We start from the raw sequence: 17,241 nt of genomic DNA, 5'->3' as shown, positions 1-17,241 counted from the left end.
AATTACTGTTTGTTCACAAGGTGAAGGGAGCACAGGGAAGAATCCAAGGAACATGGGATTTTGTTCTTTGAAAAATACGTTCTCGAGAGGGGAGGAGAGTAAGGTGAATGCGGAATTCAAATTATTGACGGAGTTCTTGCAAGGTCATGATGAAGTAAGTGATTCCATTTCAGAGGAGGACATTCAGGAGCAGGAGCGTCGTCTAGGTAAGCCGTTTCCAGCCGCTCTGTGTGAATACTATAAGAGGTTTGGGCGGTCCCAATATATTACGCAGAATTGCAACAATCAGTATGAGCCGATGACCCTGCATGATATATTCGTGCCTGATCCCGATTTCTTTACAACGGACAAGGGGTTTCTGGTGTTCTATCAGTGTGAAGAGTCGGTGATCTATTGTGGTATTCGTTTTAGCGACCTGAAGAAGGAAGACCCGCCAGTGTATCTGTGCGCATGGAACAATCCCGACTGGTCGCTGGAGAACGAATCGCTTACCAACTTCTTGGTAAGCAAGGCATTGATTCAGCTTGGGGTGGAGGACAGGCTGCCCTATTGGGTTATTTTTGACGAGAGTATGTGGGGTTTATCGGATTACCTAACGTATTGGGGATTGAGTGACTTACAGTATGAGATCCAGGAGACGTCATCTCTTCAGGCTTGGCGAATATTTTGTAAGGACGGTGTCATTTTTCTCTTTGAAATGGCTATTGGGGAAAATGAAGATGATATTTTGGCCGTATATCTGGCGTCATTCAATAGAGAGAGTATAGCGAGCTTGTTGGAACGTACAACGCAAGATCGTCAACTGCCCGACTACAGAACCAATCTTGGTTGATTGTTAAAAGGAGAGCCTTATATGAGATGAAATGGAGGTCACTCGCATGTATGCCACATTTCTACTTCGAATCAAAGCCTTTTTGTTGGATTACATTCTGATGTTTGGTTATTTGGTCTTGTTATTGGTTGAGAACGTGTTCATCTTTCCTTCCTTGCAAGAGCTTTTTAATGGATCCCTTGCTGTAGCTCAGCTTACCGGTTTTATAATGGTAACTCTACCGATCTCCGTATATTTTGTGATTAGTGACTCAACAGTGGGTGGACAGTCGTTTGGGAAAAGGAAGACGGCCATTCAGGTTGTTAATCAAAATGGAAATGCTTTGTCAGTACCGCATGCTATATTCAGAACGATTCTGAAGTTCCTGCCTTGGGAGCTCTCGCATTATCTGGTGTACCGGCTGGTCCATGTGGGAGAAGGTGCTGTTCCTGTCCAGTATTATGTAATAGGCGGGCTAATCTACGCCCTGATGTTCACGTATATTTTTACCGCAATATTTACGAAGAGAAAGCAGTCCTTGTACGACCTTCTAGCAAAAACACAGGTGGTTAAGCGGGCTGGCTGAAGCTTATTACTAAACTGAAGGAGCATATATATGCAGAAATTTGATCAACCAACTGCTTTGCGATCCGTTTTAAGTCCGAAATACTTGGAATTTGCTCTAAGTGATCAATATGACATCGGGCAATGGAAAGAATGTTTATTTTGGCTGCGGGGATTGAATGATACATATCGGGTAAAAACGTCCACGGGCATGTATATCCTTCGGGTTTACCGTACAGAGGTTGGAGAAGAAGAGGTAGGCGCGGAGTTATCGGTGCTGTCTCAATTGAAAGCGATATTGAATTCTTCAGCGTGCGCTGATGTAGGAGAGCATCTCAATAAGAAAGATAACAGTGGATACACTGTTCTGGATGCGCCGGAGGGTAAACGGATGGCCGTGATGTTCCGTTACATCAATGGAATCGAGAATAATTTGCAGGATGAAGAGTCCTGTTATGCTTTTGGTCAATCTGCTGCGGAGCTGCATAAGGCTATGGATCAGGTGGTCCTGGAGCAGCCTCGTTATGAGCTGAATACACCATTTCTGATCGATCAGCCGTTGGAACGGATTGTGGCGTATATCGGGGAATCGCATGAAGCAGTGCCATTTTTGCATACGTTTACTCAGGAGTTGAAGAAGCGTATTACCGCATCCAGCGATGGTCTGGAATGGGGATTGTGCCATGGCGATATGCATGGAAACAATAATGCTTTTCAGCAGGAAAACTCGTTTACTCACTATGATTTTGAGTGGGCGGCTAATGGCTGGCGTGCGTATGATCTGGCTCAGGTGAAAGCTAGGAAGAGACAGTCTGCTGAGCAAAAAGAAGCATTATGGAAGGCACTCATGGCGGGTTATCGTTCGATACGAAGGTTCTCTCCAGAGGACGAACAAGCCGTCGACCTGTTCATTGTCGCTCGCAGATTTTGGGTCATGGGTCTGGATGCTGCATTTATCGAAAGTGATATGGGTGCGCTGGATTATGGCGATGATTGGCTGGACAGTTTTATGGAGGAGTTTCGTGAAACGGGAATCGTATAGTTTCGGAAAAAAGTTTTATTATTTTGATACTGAATTAAATAAATCTAAGACCCATCTGAGTGACTCAGATGGGCCTTTTGGTCTCGTGATAAATCTGCCTTGTCAAACATTAGCTTGATGAAGATGATGAAGCGGCAGCAGCGGCCGATGCCGCGGCAGCAGAGGCCATGGCAGCTTGCTGTGCGATGATAATGTTCGAGATACTTGTTGAGAGAGTGGTGGTCAGAACGCCATTTCTCAAATTCTCAACATGCTGAACCGCCACAAGGGCAGATGAAAATAACAGCAATTCCTGTTTGGTGATCGACCATGCCCCGAAGCCCTTTTGATCACGCAGCCAGTCATACGTTTCCTGGACCTGATCCACAAGTGTTTCCTGGTCCACAGGCAGTAAAGAGAGTACACCCAGGGAAGATAAGGTATACGTTTTATCCAGTCGGATGCTGCGTTTGCGGAACGCCTCTTGTAATCTCAACACGCGATGACTCGATTCCGGACTGTCGTCCCCAAGAACCAATACTTGTGTTAATGCCTGTACGCTGTTGCCAGAAGAAAACTCCGGCTTCAATTCACGATAGAGCTGTTCCATGCGGGCCACACCGGAATCCACATCCAGATCGGAGAGAGCCAGCATGGCTGCAAAAATATAGTCATCCTGTGCAGTAAGGAAGCGGTGGTTTGCTTTCATCTGATCGTAAAAAGCCTTAGTGCGTTCTACCGTATACTGAAATTGATCAGGCGCTGCCTGGACAGCAATCTGATAAGCAGCAACCGCGAGAAAATCGGAAGAGCGGAATTTGATCTCTTTCATCAGGTCGTAGACATGCAAAGTTTCCGCCAGCTTCGTTTCCTGATCCGTTGTGAGGGAGAGCATGGCTGCGATACTGATGGCCGAATTGCCCCTGAATGCAGAAAAGAGACCTGTATTATGTTTCATCAGATCATGACTCTGACGAATGGCCTCGCCATCCGCAGTTTTATTGTCCGCTGCATAGAGAAGGGCACTAAGGCGGTGCATCATCGGATTTTGCCACTTGAACGACTTCTTGATGATTTGGGTGTTGGAAACGAATAATTCAACTCGTGCTGCGTGTTGCTGCTCCATATGCAGACCTCCCGAATGTTATTACATGGTTTGGGTCGTGGTCTAACATCGACCGATCTCGTTTATAATATCAATTGAATGAGAAAATATAGGAACTATAACCAGTACCCCATATGTGATCTTCTGAAATACAATACGGGGATAGTCCTGAGGGAGTTCCACTAAACTAAGGGTAGAGGTAACAAAAGAACCTTCTCTCTGGTTTAAGAGGTTCCTTTTTGGAGGGGATTAAACCCCTCCTTATCCAAAGTGAAAGCCAGAAAAGTGATTGTTATATATCATTATAAATGATGATAATTCTCATTTAAAACGCTTCCTTACATTCCTTGTTGTATTTCTGCGGCACAACTCGTACAATTTGGTGATGCAATTCTGCATTGCGTTAATGTGAGTATAAAAATGAAATCTACAACACGAAGCTGCACACAAGAAAAGGGGAGAATCGTTTGGAATCGAAGCAACTATCTAGAGGGCTTAAGCCCCGGCATGTAGAGCTGATTGCACTCGGGGGTACAATCGGCGTCGGATTGTTCATGGGATCGGCAAGTACGATCAAATGGGCAGGTCCTTCGGTACTGCTGGCCTATTTGCTGGCCGGAATCATTATCTTTTTTGTCATGCGTATTATGGGTGAAATGTTGATCCAGGAGCCTGTCACCGGTTCATTTGCCACATTTGCTCACAAATATATCAGTCCGCTCGCCGGATTCCTAACTGCCTGGAGTTACTGGTTCCTCTGGGTAACGGTTGGGATGGCGGAAGTTACGGCAATCGGCATTTATGTCGGTTATTGGTTTCCGGACATTCCACAGTGGCTGCCTGCACTCGCTGGGGTACTCATTATTGCGGCAGCGAATCTCGCTGCGGTTAAATTTTACGGTGAGTTCGAATTCTGGTTCGCCATGATTAAGGTAACAGCCATTGTCTTCATGGTCGTAATCGGAACCGGATTAATCTTCTTCGGTCTTGGTAACGGCGGAGAGCCGATTGGACTATCGAATCTGGTAAGTCATGGGGGATTTTTCCCTGGAGGGATCAAAGGATTTTTATTCGCCCTATGTATTGTAACGGCTGCCTATCAGGGTGTTGAAATGGTCGGCATTACGGCAGGGGAAGCAGAGAATCCGAAGCAGACGCTGCGTAAAGCAATCAAAAATATCGTATGGCGTATCCTGATCTTTTACGTAGGTGCCATCTTTGTTATCGTAACGCTGTACCCATGGAATGAAGTCGGACAGACGGGAAGCCCGTTTGTACTGACGTTTGCCAAGGTTGGTATCGTAGCTGCTGCGGGGATTATCAACTTCGTGGTGCTTACGGCGGCAATGTCGGGATGCAACAGCGGAATCTATAGTGCGGGCCGTATGTTATACACGCTTGCGGAGAATGGACAGGCACCTGCCTTTTTTAAAAAGTTGTCCAAAGGCGGAGTTCCCCGCAACAGTATCATTGTCACCATTTCCTTGCTGTTGATTGGTGTTATACTGAACTACCTGATGCCGGACTCCAAACTGTTCCTGTATATCTATAGTGCAAGTGTTCTTCCGGGGATGGTACCGTGGTTCGCACTGGCATTCAGCCAGTTCCGATTCAGAAAGCGTTGGGGTAGTGAGATGGCTGATCACAACTTCAAGTCCAAATGGTTCCCGATCAGCAACTACATTATCATCGTGTATCTGATCCTCGTCATCATCGGCATGGCGTTTAACCCGGATACACGCTTACCCCTGGTTGTTGGTGCCACATTTATGGCGATCGTGGTGATCGGATATTACGTATTTGGCATAGACAAGAGACAGCGGGTAGATGGCGGAGAAGGACAATAATCTTTTATATGAACTTCTGAATTTGAAATTCCATTTCATGCATTCCTTGAATACATCGGAGAACCTTTAAGGGGTTCACATGTCATTCAGGGAGTGCATTTTTATTTGTTTTATAGGGGAAGAACGTGTTATATACAAGCAAAATTCCCTTAAACTATGGAAATCCGTAGAAGGGAGAAGCGAAGATTGCAGTAATGCCCTTTTATTTGTAAAAAAGCGTCGAAATAACAACGTAATTTATTGCTCAGCATGGAGGCTTACCTTATAATCAAGAGGATTGAAGAATTTGTAAAACATACTGGGGGAGTTTGCTAATGTTAGTAGGAAAAGGCGCAGTACGTGAGATGTCCAATGATATCGACAAGGTAATCAGAGAAATCGACCAGATCACTCAATCCAAAATTGACCGGGTGTCGGACAAGATTGATTCCGAATTGAACTCTTGTGGTCGTGAGCTTGCCAATGCAGCTACTACGCTATCTCAAATCAAACCTCTGATTGACAGACTGGTCGCACAGGTTGGACAAGATGCTCCCGATCATGTACAGGTACTTGTGACATCGATTGCACAAGAAGTGATGTCCAAAGTAATTGCTACTAGTGGCAACATTGACGAAGTTCAGAAGAACATTAAAGATGTGGACAAATTAACCAACGAAATTGATAGTCTCACGGACGAGATCGACAAGTTGACAGACAAGATTGATGAAATTACTGATAAGTATCAGAAATAGGGAGGTTCGGTCTCTATGAGCGATTACACACCACCTGTAGGTCAACCCAACTACATATCGGGTGGCTGGGGCAACAAACAAGCAAAAGAAACGGCTCTAAAAATAGATCATATCGCAGACAAGGCCAAGTTTGGCATTGAGATGCTGGGTGCAGGATTGGACGGCATAGATGCTATTGAAAAAGAACTGATTGAAATCTCCCATGCGCCTCAGCCTCCTACACAAGAACAGGTTCGATCCATGGCCCACCGTCTCGATGCACATCAAAAGCAGCTTCAACTGGCATTGGATCGGATTAAAGATATGATGACAGATATCGAAAAAGAAACAGATGCAATTCAAAAACCGCGTACATCATGGTAATATTACGTTGTTTTCGAAATTAAGATATGTGGAAGGAGAGGGGAATCCCTCTCTTTTTTTTGTTTTAAAGTAGTTTAGGTTCGTTTTCTTAAAAAATCCCCCTTGAATCTCCTGTTACTGGAGGTTTTATGATTGCAACTAGAAGAACTGCTGTACAGCTTGCAATTCGAAACGCAGCAAACAGACAAGGGGGAACTAGTATCATGAGGACAGTAGAATGGATCTATCTTATTTTCAACGTCGTAATGCTGGTGTGGTTGATCGGAGGGCGGAATAAGCCGCAGAAAGGGGTATGGGGAGGGCTCGTCATATCGGGTGTGCTGCTGCTGATTCATGGATGGGTAGAGGGCATGCGTTGGCCGATGATTCCAGCGTACCTGCTCACATTGGTTCCACTGATTGGGATAATGGCAGATGCAAGAAGACAGCAGCGCTCAGTGACGACAGTGGGCAAACATGCTGCAGCATCGTCTTCCAGCACGTCTGCCGTACAAAAAACTGGACGTGTTCGAATCATTGCAACATCTATGTTGGTGTTGGTATACGCTGCCGTAACCGTTGGGCTACCGCTGCTTTTTCCGGTATTTTCATTTGAAAAGCTTACAGGTCCCTACGGAATCGGAACAGTATCCTATGACTGGACAGACAATAGTCGGGAGGAATTACTGACAAGTACAGCCGGGGACAAACGGGAACTGATGGTGCAGATCTGGTATCCCACAGATCCAGATGCCAAGGGAACAACAGCCCCTTATGTAAACGATCCAGCCGTATATGCAGCAGCCTTCAATGAAGTGCTGCAGCTGCCGAAGCTGTTATTTTCAAGTTTGGACCAAGTCAAAGCACATGCGATTCAGGAAGCTTCATTATCAGATGCGGAAGCGCAATACCCGGTAATCCTTTTCTCTCATGGTCTGCATGGCTATGAAAATCAGAATACGTTCCAGGTGGAGCAGCTGGTTAGTCAAGGTTACATTGTTGTTGGCATTAATCACACGTATAGCAGTCTGGTATCTGTATTTCCGGATGGACGTGTGGCCCAGTTTGAATCGGAGGGGAAAGAAGGCTTCGAACAGCTGCAATTCAGTTATATGGACAAGCTCAACGAGACATGGGTGAAGGACGCGCAGTTTGTACTGGATGAGGTGAAGAAATTAGCCGCAGGAGATCCAAACGGGCGTTTTACCGGACATATGGATCTGGACAACATCGGCATGTTTGGACATTCATTTGGCGGGGCGACAACGGTACAGATGTTAATGGATGATCCGCGTGTCAAAGCAGGGATGAACATGGATGGTGTATTGTTTGGAGAGAAGCGCATTCCCGCTGAAGGGGTAGGCAAACCGTTTCTGATGATGAGTGCGGACACAACGGTCGCAGGTACAAGTGTAATGAGTGACGAAGAGATCGCGGCCATGGGCACGACCCGTCCGGAAGCCGAGAAATACTACGAGGAAGTATATGCCCGATATGAGCCAGTGACCGTAGGAGGGAACTTCTGGATGGAACTGAGCAACACCAAACATCTGAGTTTCTCGGATCTCTATCTGATATCTCCCATTCTGGAATGGTCACAGGGTGTAGACGCACGTGGGGCACAACAATTGATAAACGATACAACGATCGACTTCTTCAATCACTATTTAAAAGGGCAATCGCTCCGTATGGATAGTGAAGTGGGGGAACATGCATCCTATTCGTTAAAAAAGGGCTAAAACGAAAAATGGAAGGAGACTGACGTTCAGTCTTCTTCCATTTGTTTTAACCGCAGCCTCATGCCTTCCTGAAGCAGGTTAATACCGTTAACAATTTCGCTCCATTCGGGGTTCAGCACCATACACAGTCTATTAAAACGAAGGATGCGCTCTGTAACGAAGTCCAGCATGTACCGGGCTTGTTTGCTGAAAAAGGCTTCTGGGTCTCCGGTATGTTCATTGCTGGCGTACATCATTACAAAATCCCAAACCATAGCCTGAACCGCAGGGCTGTCTGGTGGCCATTGCTTGGTCAGAGCCTCGGTGGTACGAATACGGATTTCCTCCATTTTTCTCACCCAGGCGTCAGCCTCAACCTGTGGATGGTTTGCCATGGTGAAGAAGGGCAGTTCGAGACGGGCCAGATCGGCAATATAGGCCGGATCATTAATGATCTCCTGAATTTCCTTCCAGGCCATTGTTTGTTTGGCAGATAATTTCGTATCTTTCATCAGGTATTTATCAAAAAAGTGCAAAAACGAGACTCTCCATTCCTGCGGGATCTCGTCCAGGAGATGAGATTCTTCCATCTTGGCGGAGACAAATTGCTTCCGTTTCTTGGCATGGGCCGTTAGTGAATCCACCAGGCTGGATACATAGGTGAGAGACTGACCGGAATTCAGTGAAGCTTCCGCTTCATGCTGTTTGGCTTGCTGCAAAATGGAGAGCATGGTGCTCATGGTGCTGATCTGGGTTTCCAGAGCTTCAATCTGCAGGTCCAGCGCCTGTGACATGCCCAGTTCACCGGACATGAGCCTGCGAATATCCGGTATGCCGAAATTCAGATAGCGCAGCGTAGTGATAAGCTCCAGCCGCCACAGGTCCTGCGGTGTATAGAGACGGTGCCCGCCTTCCGTATAAAGCGAGGGATGGACCAGTCCGATTTCGTCGTAATAACGAATGGTTTTAACGGTTGAACCGATCATTTTGGCAGCTTCACCGATCGAATATGTATCTTGGTTTAAATTCAATGAGATCACCTCATGATTGATTATATAACCTCCAGTCACTGGAGATTCAATGCGGAACAATGGCTATATGGAATTGAGCAGGCCCAGTTTAAATTTGGCCCATCTCGGTTACAAAGAAAAGAGTGCAACTTTTATGAAAACAACAATAAATAAATTTAAATTTGCATGGTCACGAAGAGAACAGAAATAACCTGGAGAAACGAAGTGCTCGCTTAAAAGCTTTCTGCAAGAAAGCTGCATCGGAAGCATACGCTATCCCTGGATTTTCCCCTTAATAAAAGGGAGAAAAAAAATCTGGGGATAACAGCAATCGTAAGGTTGTTCTGTGATCGTAGTGATCATCTGTAAATGACCGAGGAGGAATTGAACATGGCTAATCAAGACCAGCATACTGTACAAGATCCGACGACACAATATCCGAAGGCAACACCCGAGTGGAAGCAGCAGCAGGAAGAGCCTGGACTTCAGCGCGAGATGACACCTGTACCTGATGCAGGGGAAAAGAGCTACAAAGGCAGCGGACGTCTGACTGGACGCAAAGCCGTAGTCACCGGGGCGGACAGCGGGATTGGCCGTGCGGCAGCGATTGCTTTTGCCCGTGAAGGCGCGGATGTTGTGCTGTCCTACCTTCCGGAGGAAGAAGCCGACGCCAAAGAAGTGGTGCAGCTGATTGAAGAAGCAGGCCGCAAGGCTGTTGCGATTCCAGGTGACCTGAAGGATGAGAAATATTGCGAGCAGCTCATTGAATCTGCCGTAAAAGAGCTTGGCGGGATTGATATCCTTGCGAACGTGGCAGGTAAACAGCAGTTTGTTGAACAGATCGCCGATCTGACGACAGAACAATTCGATGCGACATTTAAGACGAATGTGTATTCTCTGTTCTGGCTCTGCAAAGCGGCTATAAAACATATGAAACCAGGCAGCTCCATCATCAATACGTCCTCCATCCAGGCGTACAGTCCTTCGCCAATCCTGCTGGACTATGCAACGACGAAGGCGGCCATTAACACGTTCAGCAAAGCACTCGCCCAGCAGGTCGGTAGCAAAGGCATTCGTGTGAATGTCGTTGCGCCAGGTCCGGTATGGACACCGCTTCAGATCGTAGGCGGACAACCCGTGGAGAAGCTTGCTAGTTTTGGCTCCAATACACCACTTGGTCGGGCAGGACAGCCTGCCGAGATGGCGCCTGCGTTTGTATTCCTGGCAAGTCAGGAATCCAGCTATGTGAGCGGCGAGACATTGAATGCCAATGGCGGTACAGTTAGTCCGTAAACATGAGATAACAGGCATCCATGATTGAAATAGTCGGTTAAACAAAGAACTCCATTCCCTGTTCATGGGAGATGGAGTTCTTTATTCTTTTTAGGGCATTAGTTTTGTTCCGGATTCGGCTCCAGAATTGCGTAACTGCCCAGTGTAGCCAATTGTGCCGTGTTCAAAAGGGCTTCATCCACCGCAGCAAGGGCTTCGCCTGCTGCTGTCATCAGTTCATCCGAGTTAACGGGCGAGGCAAATCTTAGAATAACCTGCTTCTCACCGTTTCTTAGTTCACTTTCAGCCTTCGTTTTGTATTCACTTAGCGAAGCGACTTCAAGATCGTTTTGCACATAATAGTCGTTTGCATCACTTTCGCCATTAAACAAAGTAAGTTCGGAATCGAGCCAATAATCTTTATCCGCTACCGTTTCCTGACTTGCAGCCGTTTCATCGTTTGCATTGTACAGGAAGTAGGGGATACCGGAGTTGGTTAGATTATTGGTGGCATCCACATGCAACCATTCACTTCCAATTTTGACCTTGTTCCACGCATGAGGGACACCACTGGAAGTTCCGGTGACAACAATGCTTTCCAGTCCGGACAGATCGGAGAGCAGTTTGTATACAGAAGCATAGCTGGCACATACACCAACACCTTTGACCAGAATGCCGTAGGTGGTGAATGAGTCATTATATTGTGGATCGGTGGTTTTGAAGTTGTTCTGCTCCGCACTTTCCAGCGCGGCATCATCATACTTCGCATTATCGTTCAGGTAATCATAAATCGCTTTGCGTTTCTCATCCTCGTTCATGCCATCCTTGATAATGGAAGCAACAACTTCGTTTGCTTTGGCAATAATCTCATCCTGTTTCTTTTGGATGGCTTCAGGGGATTCATTATAATGAATCGAAAGCGTCAATGTGCCGTAGTTGTATTCGAAGCCTTCCACACCCAGAACCAATGGATTCTGATACATTACTTTCAGTACAACATCCGAGAGCGTCGTGAAATTTTGGGCTTCAGGAAAAGCTTTCAAAGAGATCTTGTCTTGGGCAGCAATCATGTTTTTGGCCAACACTTCTTCTAATGCGGAATCCGCATTGATAAGTTCATCACCTGCAGCCGGTTCAGGAACCGTTTCCTGATTACCCTCTTCAACCTTTTGCTGTGTATTGGACTTCTGCTCGTCCACAAGGTTTTCTTCACCAGGTTCAGGCGTTGAAACTGGTTCATTTCTATCTTCCGACGGTGCATTTTCAGTCTCGTCTTCTTGTGCTGGTGCAGAGTTGGTGGACTCAGCAGGTGAGGATTCGGCCGCAGAATCCGATACAGGAGCATCACTGTTGTTGATGACCGTAGGCACATCAGGTGCAGGGACGTAAGGCGTATCGTTCTTCGGTTCGATCAATCCGTTACTGGATTCCGCAACCGTTTGGTTTTCCAGTTTTGCCAAATCGTCTGTGGTTACAGACTCTACCCGTACATAACTGGTAAGAGCAGTTCCTTTGATGTGAAACGGAATGTTCGTTTCGTTAAAGTCTGAAATCTCTACATTCGCTGTATCATAGACAATCCTTCCTTGTAATAATGAACCGTCAATATGTTCAATATTCGTTGCTTTGGGCAGTTCATTCACGTTTTTTAATTTCTTCATATATAGTTGTTCTGTCAATGCCATTGGCAACTGGTCAGAGAGTGGAGCAGTGGCAACGCCATTACTGAAATTCGATTCCTTGTCCCCACTAACAGCGGTGACGTAATATTCACCCTTCATGCCATGATTTTGATAGGATGTCATTAGTTCATTGATAACACCAAGGCCGCCTTTTCCATCTCCATTGAAATCATCGAAGGACGTCTCGGTTGTAGTCGCTATAACCAGAGGATTACTTCCATTGTAGGCTTTCTCTGCGCCTTGCAGAGGGATGTTGTTCGTTTCAAAAATTACGGTTCGATCAGCACGATTATAAATTTTGTATTCTGTGGCGCCATCTACTTTGTCCCAAGTGAGTTTAAATCGTTTATTCTTGTCGATCTCATATTTGAGATGAGGGACAGGCACTTCGGACTTCACTGTGAATGGGATGATCATGGGTTTGTCGAGCGGTGTCAATTGGTCTGCATCCAGATCATAGTTAATCCGAATATAATAGATTGGGGCACCGCCCCAAGTGCTTTGATTCTTGTTCTTCATTGAATTTGAGCTTAATACGCCCCACCCAAGAGGCTTGATGGAAACACTGTTGTCGTTGATTTCTGGTATGGCGTAAACTTTACTAGCTTCGAGTGCTTTAATATCGGTATGTACGCTAATCATATCACTTGCTTGCAGACGGCTATTTTTCAGATCAGCTTTGAATGTAAACTTGAATTCTTCGTCTTGAGCTACGTTATACATCGGCATGATCGATGGGTTCGATTCAGAGCCGTATTTCTGTTTCAAACTTAATATGGTAGAGCCTTCTTTTACAGTATCCTCCGTTGAAATCGTTTCCTCGTTACTGCTCTGACATCCAGCCAGCAGCACGGTAAGTGCAAACAATATAAAATACAGACGTTTCATGGTACACCGCTTTCCTGTTTTTCTTGATGAATCAGACATATTCAATTATGGATAAAAACTATCGTCGATCCTCTTATCAGCAAAACCTCCTATTAATTTCCTAATACCTTTTGCTAGTTTATGGTTATATAGTCTCATTGTCAAGGCATACGAAGAGGGTTGATAGTCCTATAGAACAGTAGAACAGGAAGGAAATCCCAGCATGAAATGGATGATAAAATAATGAAAGATGTACTTTTTAATGTCATCGAGGTTAAAGAGGAATTCAATGTGAATGGAGTGGAGTGAATGACACCAGAGCAGATTGTCCGAACTTTTTTTGAAGAAGTGCGATCAGGTCGGAATCTTGATTATGCAGATACATTAATGGCGGAGCAGGTACTGGCCCATCAGGTGATATCGGAAGAGGAAGTGACCGTAAGCAGGACGCCTTCCAATTATGCGGATCATGTGAGAGAAATGCTTCAAGCTTATGGCGAGTTTTCACTTGAGATTCAGGAACTGATTGCACATGGCGATAAAGTGTATGTACGCTGGAGACAAGCGGGTACCCATATTGGGGAAGTGGATGGATATACACCGACCAATCTGCCAGTGATTGAAATTGCCAGTGCCGTTTATCGCGTGCAGAATGAGAGGATTGCAGAATATTGGATTCAGATCGACAGGCTGGGAATTGAAAAACAACTGGAGCGCAATAAGAGCTGAGAATTCAGCTCTTTTTTTGTTAAGTCGATCCCCTTTAGCAGAGGTTTATTTTAAAAAGAATATTTTGCGATGTTTATGAGCCGAGCCATTTAATTCAGACGAAGTTGAACATTAATCCGTGACTGTAAGCGTTCCCGTGTTATAATGAATGAAGTTGTATACAAGTTACTAAAACGTTTTCTGTCATTCCAACTCCATAACCCGAAAGAGAGGTTCAGTGATGATCAGAGCAACGAAAGATAATGAATACTACGAACTGACAAGTCCGACAAGTATGCCCAAGGCATCAGGATTCCTCTGGAACGAAAAGATGATGATCCATATGAATTGCCGGGGATATGCTGTAGCCCAATTCATGCAGCCGGAGCCTGCCAAGTACTCGCATGCGCCAAATCTGGAGGCCAAGACATTCATGCAGCCGGAGCAGCCGTACTACGCCCATCATCCGGGACGATTTGTTTACATCAAAGATGAAATAAACGGTGAAATTTTCTCGGCTCCGTATGAGCCGGTACGAAAACAAGCGGACAGTTATACATTTGCCGTCGGGAAACATGATATTCGCTGGAATGTTGTAAGCGATGACATCTCTATTGAGATGAGCCTGCGTCTGCCTAAGGAGGATGCCATGGAGCTGTGGCAGGTGAAGGTGAAGAACCTCTCTTCCCATAAACGCAAGCTGAGCATCTATCCGTATTTCACGGTTGGATATATGTCATGGATGAACCAGTCGGGTACGTACGTGGAGGATCTGCAGGGTATTGTTTGTTCGTCGGTCACGCCGTATCAGAAGTATCAGGATTATGCCAAGATCAAAAATTACAGTGACAAAACCTACCTGCTTGCCGATCGTAAGCCTGCTTCATGGGAAGTGAATCATGAGCATTTCGAAGGCGAAGGTGGCCTACACGCCCCGTCTGCTTTGCAGCTGGACGCCTTAGAGGGTGGGGATGCGAGATACGAGACACCTGTGGCTGTTCTTCAGTACAGATTGGAATTGGAGGCGGGAGAGGAGCAGGAATATCGGTTTATTTTTGGCCCTGCTCATGATGAGGAAGAGATCGAACTCATCCGGCAGCGGTATTTTATAAAACAGAATACTGAAGGATTAGATGGCTTTGCCTTGGCCGAACAGGAATATGCAGCTTACGTTGCAGAAGGACAGGGGAACATTCAGATCCAGACACCGGATGACGGACTGAATAATTTTGTGAACCACTGGCTGCCACGTCAAATGTATTACCACGGCAAAACGAACCGGCTGACGACTGATCCGCAGACCCGGAACTATCTGCAGGATAACATGGGCATGAGTTATATTCGGCCACAGATTGCGCGTGAAGCATTCCTGACCGCCCTGGCACAGCAGCATGCAAGCGGCGCAATGCCAGATGGAATCATTTTGCACCCGGATGCGGAACTCAAATACATTAACCAGGTTCCTCATACGGATCACTGTATCTGGCTACCTGTCTGTATGAGTACGTATCTGGATGAAACGAATGATTACAGCATTTTGGAGGAGCAGGTTGCATTTGCCGACAGTGAGGAAAAAGCCTCAGTCCTGGAGCATATGAATCTTGCCATGCGCTGGTTAATTCAGGATCGGGACCATCGTGGCCTTAATTACATTAATCAGGGTGATTGGTGTGACCCGATGAACATGGTTGGGTACAAGGGCAAAGGGGTTTCGGGTTGGCTGACGATCGCGACAGCTTATGCGTTCAAGGTATGGGCTGATATTTCCGAGCAGGCGGGGCATCCCGCAGCAGCGCAGCAATTCCGAGAGGAAGCAGATCGGACCAATGCCATAGCGAATGAGTATCTGTGGGATGGCGAGTGGTATGCTCGCGGAATTACGGACGATAATGTCGTTTTCGGAATCAGCAAGGATCAGGAGGGACGTATCTTTATTAACCCTCAGGGTTGGGCACTGATGAGTGGTGCGGCAGACGAAGAGAAGCGGGAGAAGCTGATTCGGGCTGTAGAGGAACAATTGGAGACGCCATATGGTGTGGAAAAGCTGGCACCGTCCTTCACGGCCATGCGGGAGGATGTGGGCCGGGTCACGCAGAAACATCCGGGCAGCGCCGAAAATGGGGCAGTTTACAACCATGCTGCTGCGTTCTACATCTATGCACTGTATTTGGTGGGAGAAAAGGAGAACGCCTATCGTCTCCTGCGTAAAATGATTCCCGGTCCGGATGCAGATGATATCCTCCAGCGGGGCCAGTTACCTGTATTTATCCCGAATTATTATCGCGGGGCGTACAGACAATTTCCACGTACAGCAGGCCGCTCCAGCCATCTGTTCAATACAGGAACAGTACCTTGGGTGTACCGCTGCCTGATTGATGGACTGTTTGGCTTGCAGGGGCACGCCGAAGGATTGCTCGTTCGCCCGCAATTGCCTGCAGATTGGAACGAAGCATCGGTGACGCGATTGTTCCGCGGGGCCGAGCTGCATGTGAAGATGCAGCGGGATGCGTCTGTACGTGAGACCGAAGTGTATGTTAACGGTCAATTGATTGAGGGTGACATCATCAAGGATGTTCGAGCTGAGTTGAAATACGAGGTACTGGTGAAGCTTCCTTTGTAAAAGGTTGAGCAGATTACGATGAATATTGAACAGCTTGAACAGTGTGCTAAAAACGAGCTAATTACAGAAAAATGCCTTTCTTATTATATAAGGAAGGCATTTTTTGTGATGTGATATCACTGTGCGTATATGTATGGCTGATGAATAAAATCTGGAGCAGTTGATGCTCAGACTTGGTTGAATTCTTTGACCCTATACCAATACTTATAGACCTCCGAGTAACCGAGCTTGGCATAAAGTCTTAATGCGGGTCGGTTATTCGCTACCACCTGCAAGTAACTGGATGTGGCACCCTGTCTTTTTCCCCAATGGAGGAGATGCAGAATCATCTGTTCAGCGAGTCCGCGGTTGCGATAGTTCACATCTGTAATAATGTCGTACAAGCCGATATAGCCGCGTTCCACAACGCCGAGCCCACAGGCAACGACTTGCCCGTCGACGGAGAGCGAGATGAGGGCCTTGCATGTGCGGATGTTGGACAGCATCTGTGTCATGGTTCTCCGTTGCAGGTTATTCACCTGGTTCAGCCGGCAAAAGTGGTCCAGCCACTCCTCTGTCAACTGCTCGTCGATTTGTACGAAAGAGTGTTTCGGTTCCTGTAAATGTTCCAGACTGCGGGTCTGAATGCTGGAGTGGTCCACAATGACATAACCTTTGTCCTGCAAGAGCTGGTCCAGATGATCCGGCTGAATAAAAGGCGTGATTTTAAAAATCGTACTGAGCTGATTGGAAGCATAGATTCGTTCACACTCATCAATCTTGGCATGCACGTCCTGGGTTGAATAATGGATGGGCTGTATGGAGTTGGCACGCTTCGTATACCCATTGGCAAAACGCAGAACCCAGCCATCGTAGAGCAGGGTGGATAAGGGCTGCCAGTGATTGAGGGATAGTTCCTCAATGGTTTTGTGGTCAGCTTCAGTCATAGGATTCATGGCGG

General features: G+C 46.4%; 14 protein-coding genes. 10 read left to right on the top strand and 4 right to left on the bottom strand.

The features are described from left to right. Positions 1–103: 103 nt before the first annotated feature. Genes HP552_RS23305 through HP552_RS23295 form a run of 3 tightly spaced genes read left to right on the top strand, consistent with a single transcriptional unit; the run spans position 104 to position 2,417 of the window. Positions 104–832, top strand: a complete 729-nt coding sequence (locus HP552_RS23305) for an SMI1/KNR4 family protein (protein WP_175397779.1) — start codon at positions 104–106, stop codon at positions 830–832. A gap of 46 nt (positions 833–878) precedes the next feature. Then, the gene (locus tag HP552_RS23300; protein WP_175397778.1) at positions 879–1,397 is read left to right on the top strand and encodes an RDD family protein; all 519 of its coding nucleotides are present in this window, start codon (positions 879–881) and stop codon (positions 1,395–1,397) included. Between the two features lie 30 nt (positions 1,398–1,427). Beyond that, positions 1,428–2,417 carry a phosphotransferase gene (locus HP552_RS23295; protein WP_175397777.1) on the top strand — a complete coding sequence of 330 codons (990 nt, stop codon included), beginning with the start codon at positions 1,428–1,430 and terminating at the stop codon, positions 2,415–2,417. Between the two features lie 109 nt (positions 2,418–2,526). Here HP552_RS23295 and HP552_RS23290 read toward each other — a convergent pair whose 3' ends face one another. Then, a complete protein-coding gene (locus HP552_RS23290) occupies positions 2,527–3,522 on the bottom strand; it encodes a DUF4003 family protein (protein ID WP_175397776.1) in 996 nt (331 codons plus the stop codon). 446 nt (positions 3,523–3,968) lie between these two features. Here HP552_RS23290 and HP552_RS23285 point away from each other — a divergent pair, with 446 nt between their 5' ends. The 4 genes from HP552_RS23285 to HP552_RS23270 all read left to right on the top strand — a co-directional run bounded on the left by HP552_RS23285 (position 3,969) and on the right by HP552_RS23270 (position 8,163). Beyond that, the gene (locus HP552_RS23285) at positions 3,969–5,348 is read left to right on the top strand and encodes an amino acid permease (protein WP_175397775.1); all 1,380 of its coding nucleotides are present in this window, start codon (positions 3,969–3,971) and stop codon (positions 5,346–5,348) included. Positions 5,349–5,662: 314 nt separating this feature from the next. After that, entirely contained in the window at positions 5,663–6,082 is a 420-nt protein-coding gene (locus tag HP552_RS23280; RefSeq protein ID WP_175397774.1) for a hypothetical protein, read from the top strand. Positions 6,083–6,097: 15 nt separating this feature from the next. Next, positions 6,098–6,445: a hypothetical protein gene (locus tag HP552_RS23275; RefSeq protein WP_175397773.1), complete on the top strand. Its 348-nt coding sequence runs from the start codon at positions 6,098–6,100 to the stop codon at positions 6,443–6,445. Between the two features lie 203 nt (positions 6,446–6,648). Continuing rightward, a complete protein-coding gene (locus HP552_RS23270; RefSeq protein WP_175397772.1) occupies positions 6,649–8,163 on the top strand; it encodes an alpha/beta hydrolase family protein in 1,515 nt (504 codons plus the stop codon). A gap of 26 nt (positions 8,164–8,189) precedes the next feature. Here the strand turns inward: HP552_RS23270 and HP552_RS23265 are convergent, their stop codons facing one another. Continuing rightward, on the bottom strand, positions 8,190–9,182 hold the full coding sequence (locus HP552_RS23265) for a MerR family transcriptional regulator (RefSeq protein WP_312884340.1): 993 nt from the start codon (positions 9,180–9,182) through the stop codon (positions 8,190–8,192). A 360-nt stretch (positions 9,183–9,542) separates the two neighbouring features. Between HP552_RS23265 and HP552_RS23260 the strand changes: the two genes are divergently transcribed. Next, the gene (locus HP552_RS23260; RefSeq protein WP_175397771.1) at positions 9,543–10,445 is read left to right on the top strand and encodes an SDR family oxidoreductase; all 903 of its coding nucleotides are present in this window, start codon (positions 9,543–9,545) and stop codon (positions 10,443–10,445) included. A gap of 98 nt (positions 10,446–10,543) precedes the next feature. On the opposite strand, the gene HP552_RS23255 is transcribed toward HP552_RS23260, so the two are convergent. Beyond that, positions 10,544–12,994: a transglutaminase domain-containing protein gene (locus tag HP552_RS23255; RefSeq protein WP_175397770.1), complete on the bottom strand. Its 2,451-nt coding sequence runs from the start codon at positions 12,992–12,994 to the stop codon at positions 10,544–10,546. A gap of 288 nt (positions 12,995–13,282) precedes the next feature. Here HP552_RS23255 and HP552_RS23250 point away from each other — a divergent pair, with 288 nt between their 5' ends. Together HP552_RS23250 and HP552_RS23245 are read left to right on the top strand one after the other, a co-directional pair. Beyond that, positions 13,283–13,702: an ester cyclase gene (locus HP552_RS23250; protein WP_175397769.1), complete on the top strand. Its 420-nt coding sequence runs from the start codon at positions 13,283–13,285 to the stop codon at positions 13,700–13,702. Between the two features lie 220 nt (positions 13,703–13,922). Further along, positions 13,923–16,301, top strand: coding sequence for a GH36-type glycosyl hydrolase domain-containing protein (locus tag HP552_RS23245; RefSeq protein WP_175397768.1), 2,379 nt, complete (start codon positions 13,923–13,925; stop codon positions 16,299–16,301). A gap of 167 nt (positions 16,302–16,468) precedes the next feature. On the opposite strand, the gene HP552_RS23240 is transcribed toward HP552_RS23245, so the two are convergent. Beyond that, positions 16,469–17,236 carry a GNAT family N-acetyltransferase gene (locus HP552_RS23240; protein ID WP_175397767.1) on the bottom strand — a complete coding sequence of 256 codons (768 nt, stop codon included), beginning with the start codon at positions 17,234–17,236 and terminating at the stop codon, positions 16,469–16,471. Positions 17,237–17,241 lie beyond the last annotated feature (5 nt).

It is taken from the genome of Paenibacillus xylanilyticus (assembly GCF_013359935.1).
Lineage (GTDB): Bacteria > Bacillota > Bacilli > Paenibacillales > Paenibacillaceae > Paenibacillus > Paenibacillus xylanilyticus.
This window is presented reverse-complemented; position numbering and strand designations above follow the sequence as displayed.

Bases quoted from the DNA above. Each gene is read 5' to 3' on its own strand.
- HP552_RS23250 (WP_175397769.1), top strand. From the start codon at position 13,283: ATGACACCAGAGCAGATTGTCCGAACTTTTTTTGAAGAAGTGCGATCA.
- HP552_RS23240 (WP_175397767.1), bottom strand. From the start codon at position 17,236: ATGAATCCTATGACTGAAGCTGACCACAAAACCATTGAGGAACTATCC.
- HP552_RS23280 (WP_175397774.1), top strand. From the start codon at position 5,663: ATGTTAGTAGGAAAAGGCGCAGTACGTGAGATGTCCAATGATATCGAC.
- HP552_RS23255 (WP_175397770.1), bottom strand. From the start codon at position 12,994: ATGAAACGTCTGTATTTTATATTGTTTGCACTTACCGTGCTGCTGGCT.
- HP552_RS23245 (WP_175397768.1), top strand. From the start codon at position 13,923: ATGATCAGAGCAACGAAAGATAATGAATACTACGAACTGACAAGTCCG.
- HP552_RS23275 (WP_175397773.1), top strand. From the start codon at position 6,098: ATGAGCGATTACACACCACCTGTAGGTCAACCCAACTACATATCGGGT.
- HP552_RS23295 (WP_175397777.1), top strand. From the start codon at position 1,428: ATGCAGAAATTTGATCAACCAACTGCTTTGCGATCCGTTTTAAGTCCG.
- HP552_RS23270 (WP_175397772.1), top strand. From the start codon at position 6,649: ATGAGGACAGTAGAATGGATCTATCTTATTTTCAACGTCGTAATGCTG.
- HP552_RS23260 (WP_175397771.1), top strand. From the start codon at position 9,543: ATGGCTAATCAAGACCAGCATACTGTACAAGATCCGACGACACAATAT.
- HP552_RS23300 (WP_175397778.1), top strand. From the start codon at position 879: ATGTATGCCACATTTCTACTTCGAATCAAAGCCTTTTTGTTGGATTAC.
- HP552_RS23290 (WP_175397776.1), bottom strand. From the start codon at position 3,522: ATGGAGCAGCAACACGCAGCACGAGTTGAATTATTCGTTTCCAACACC.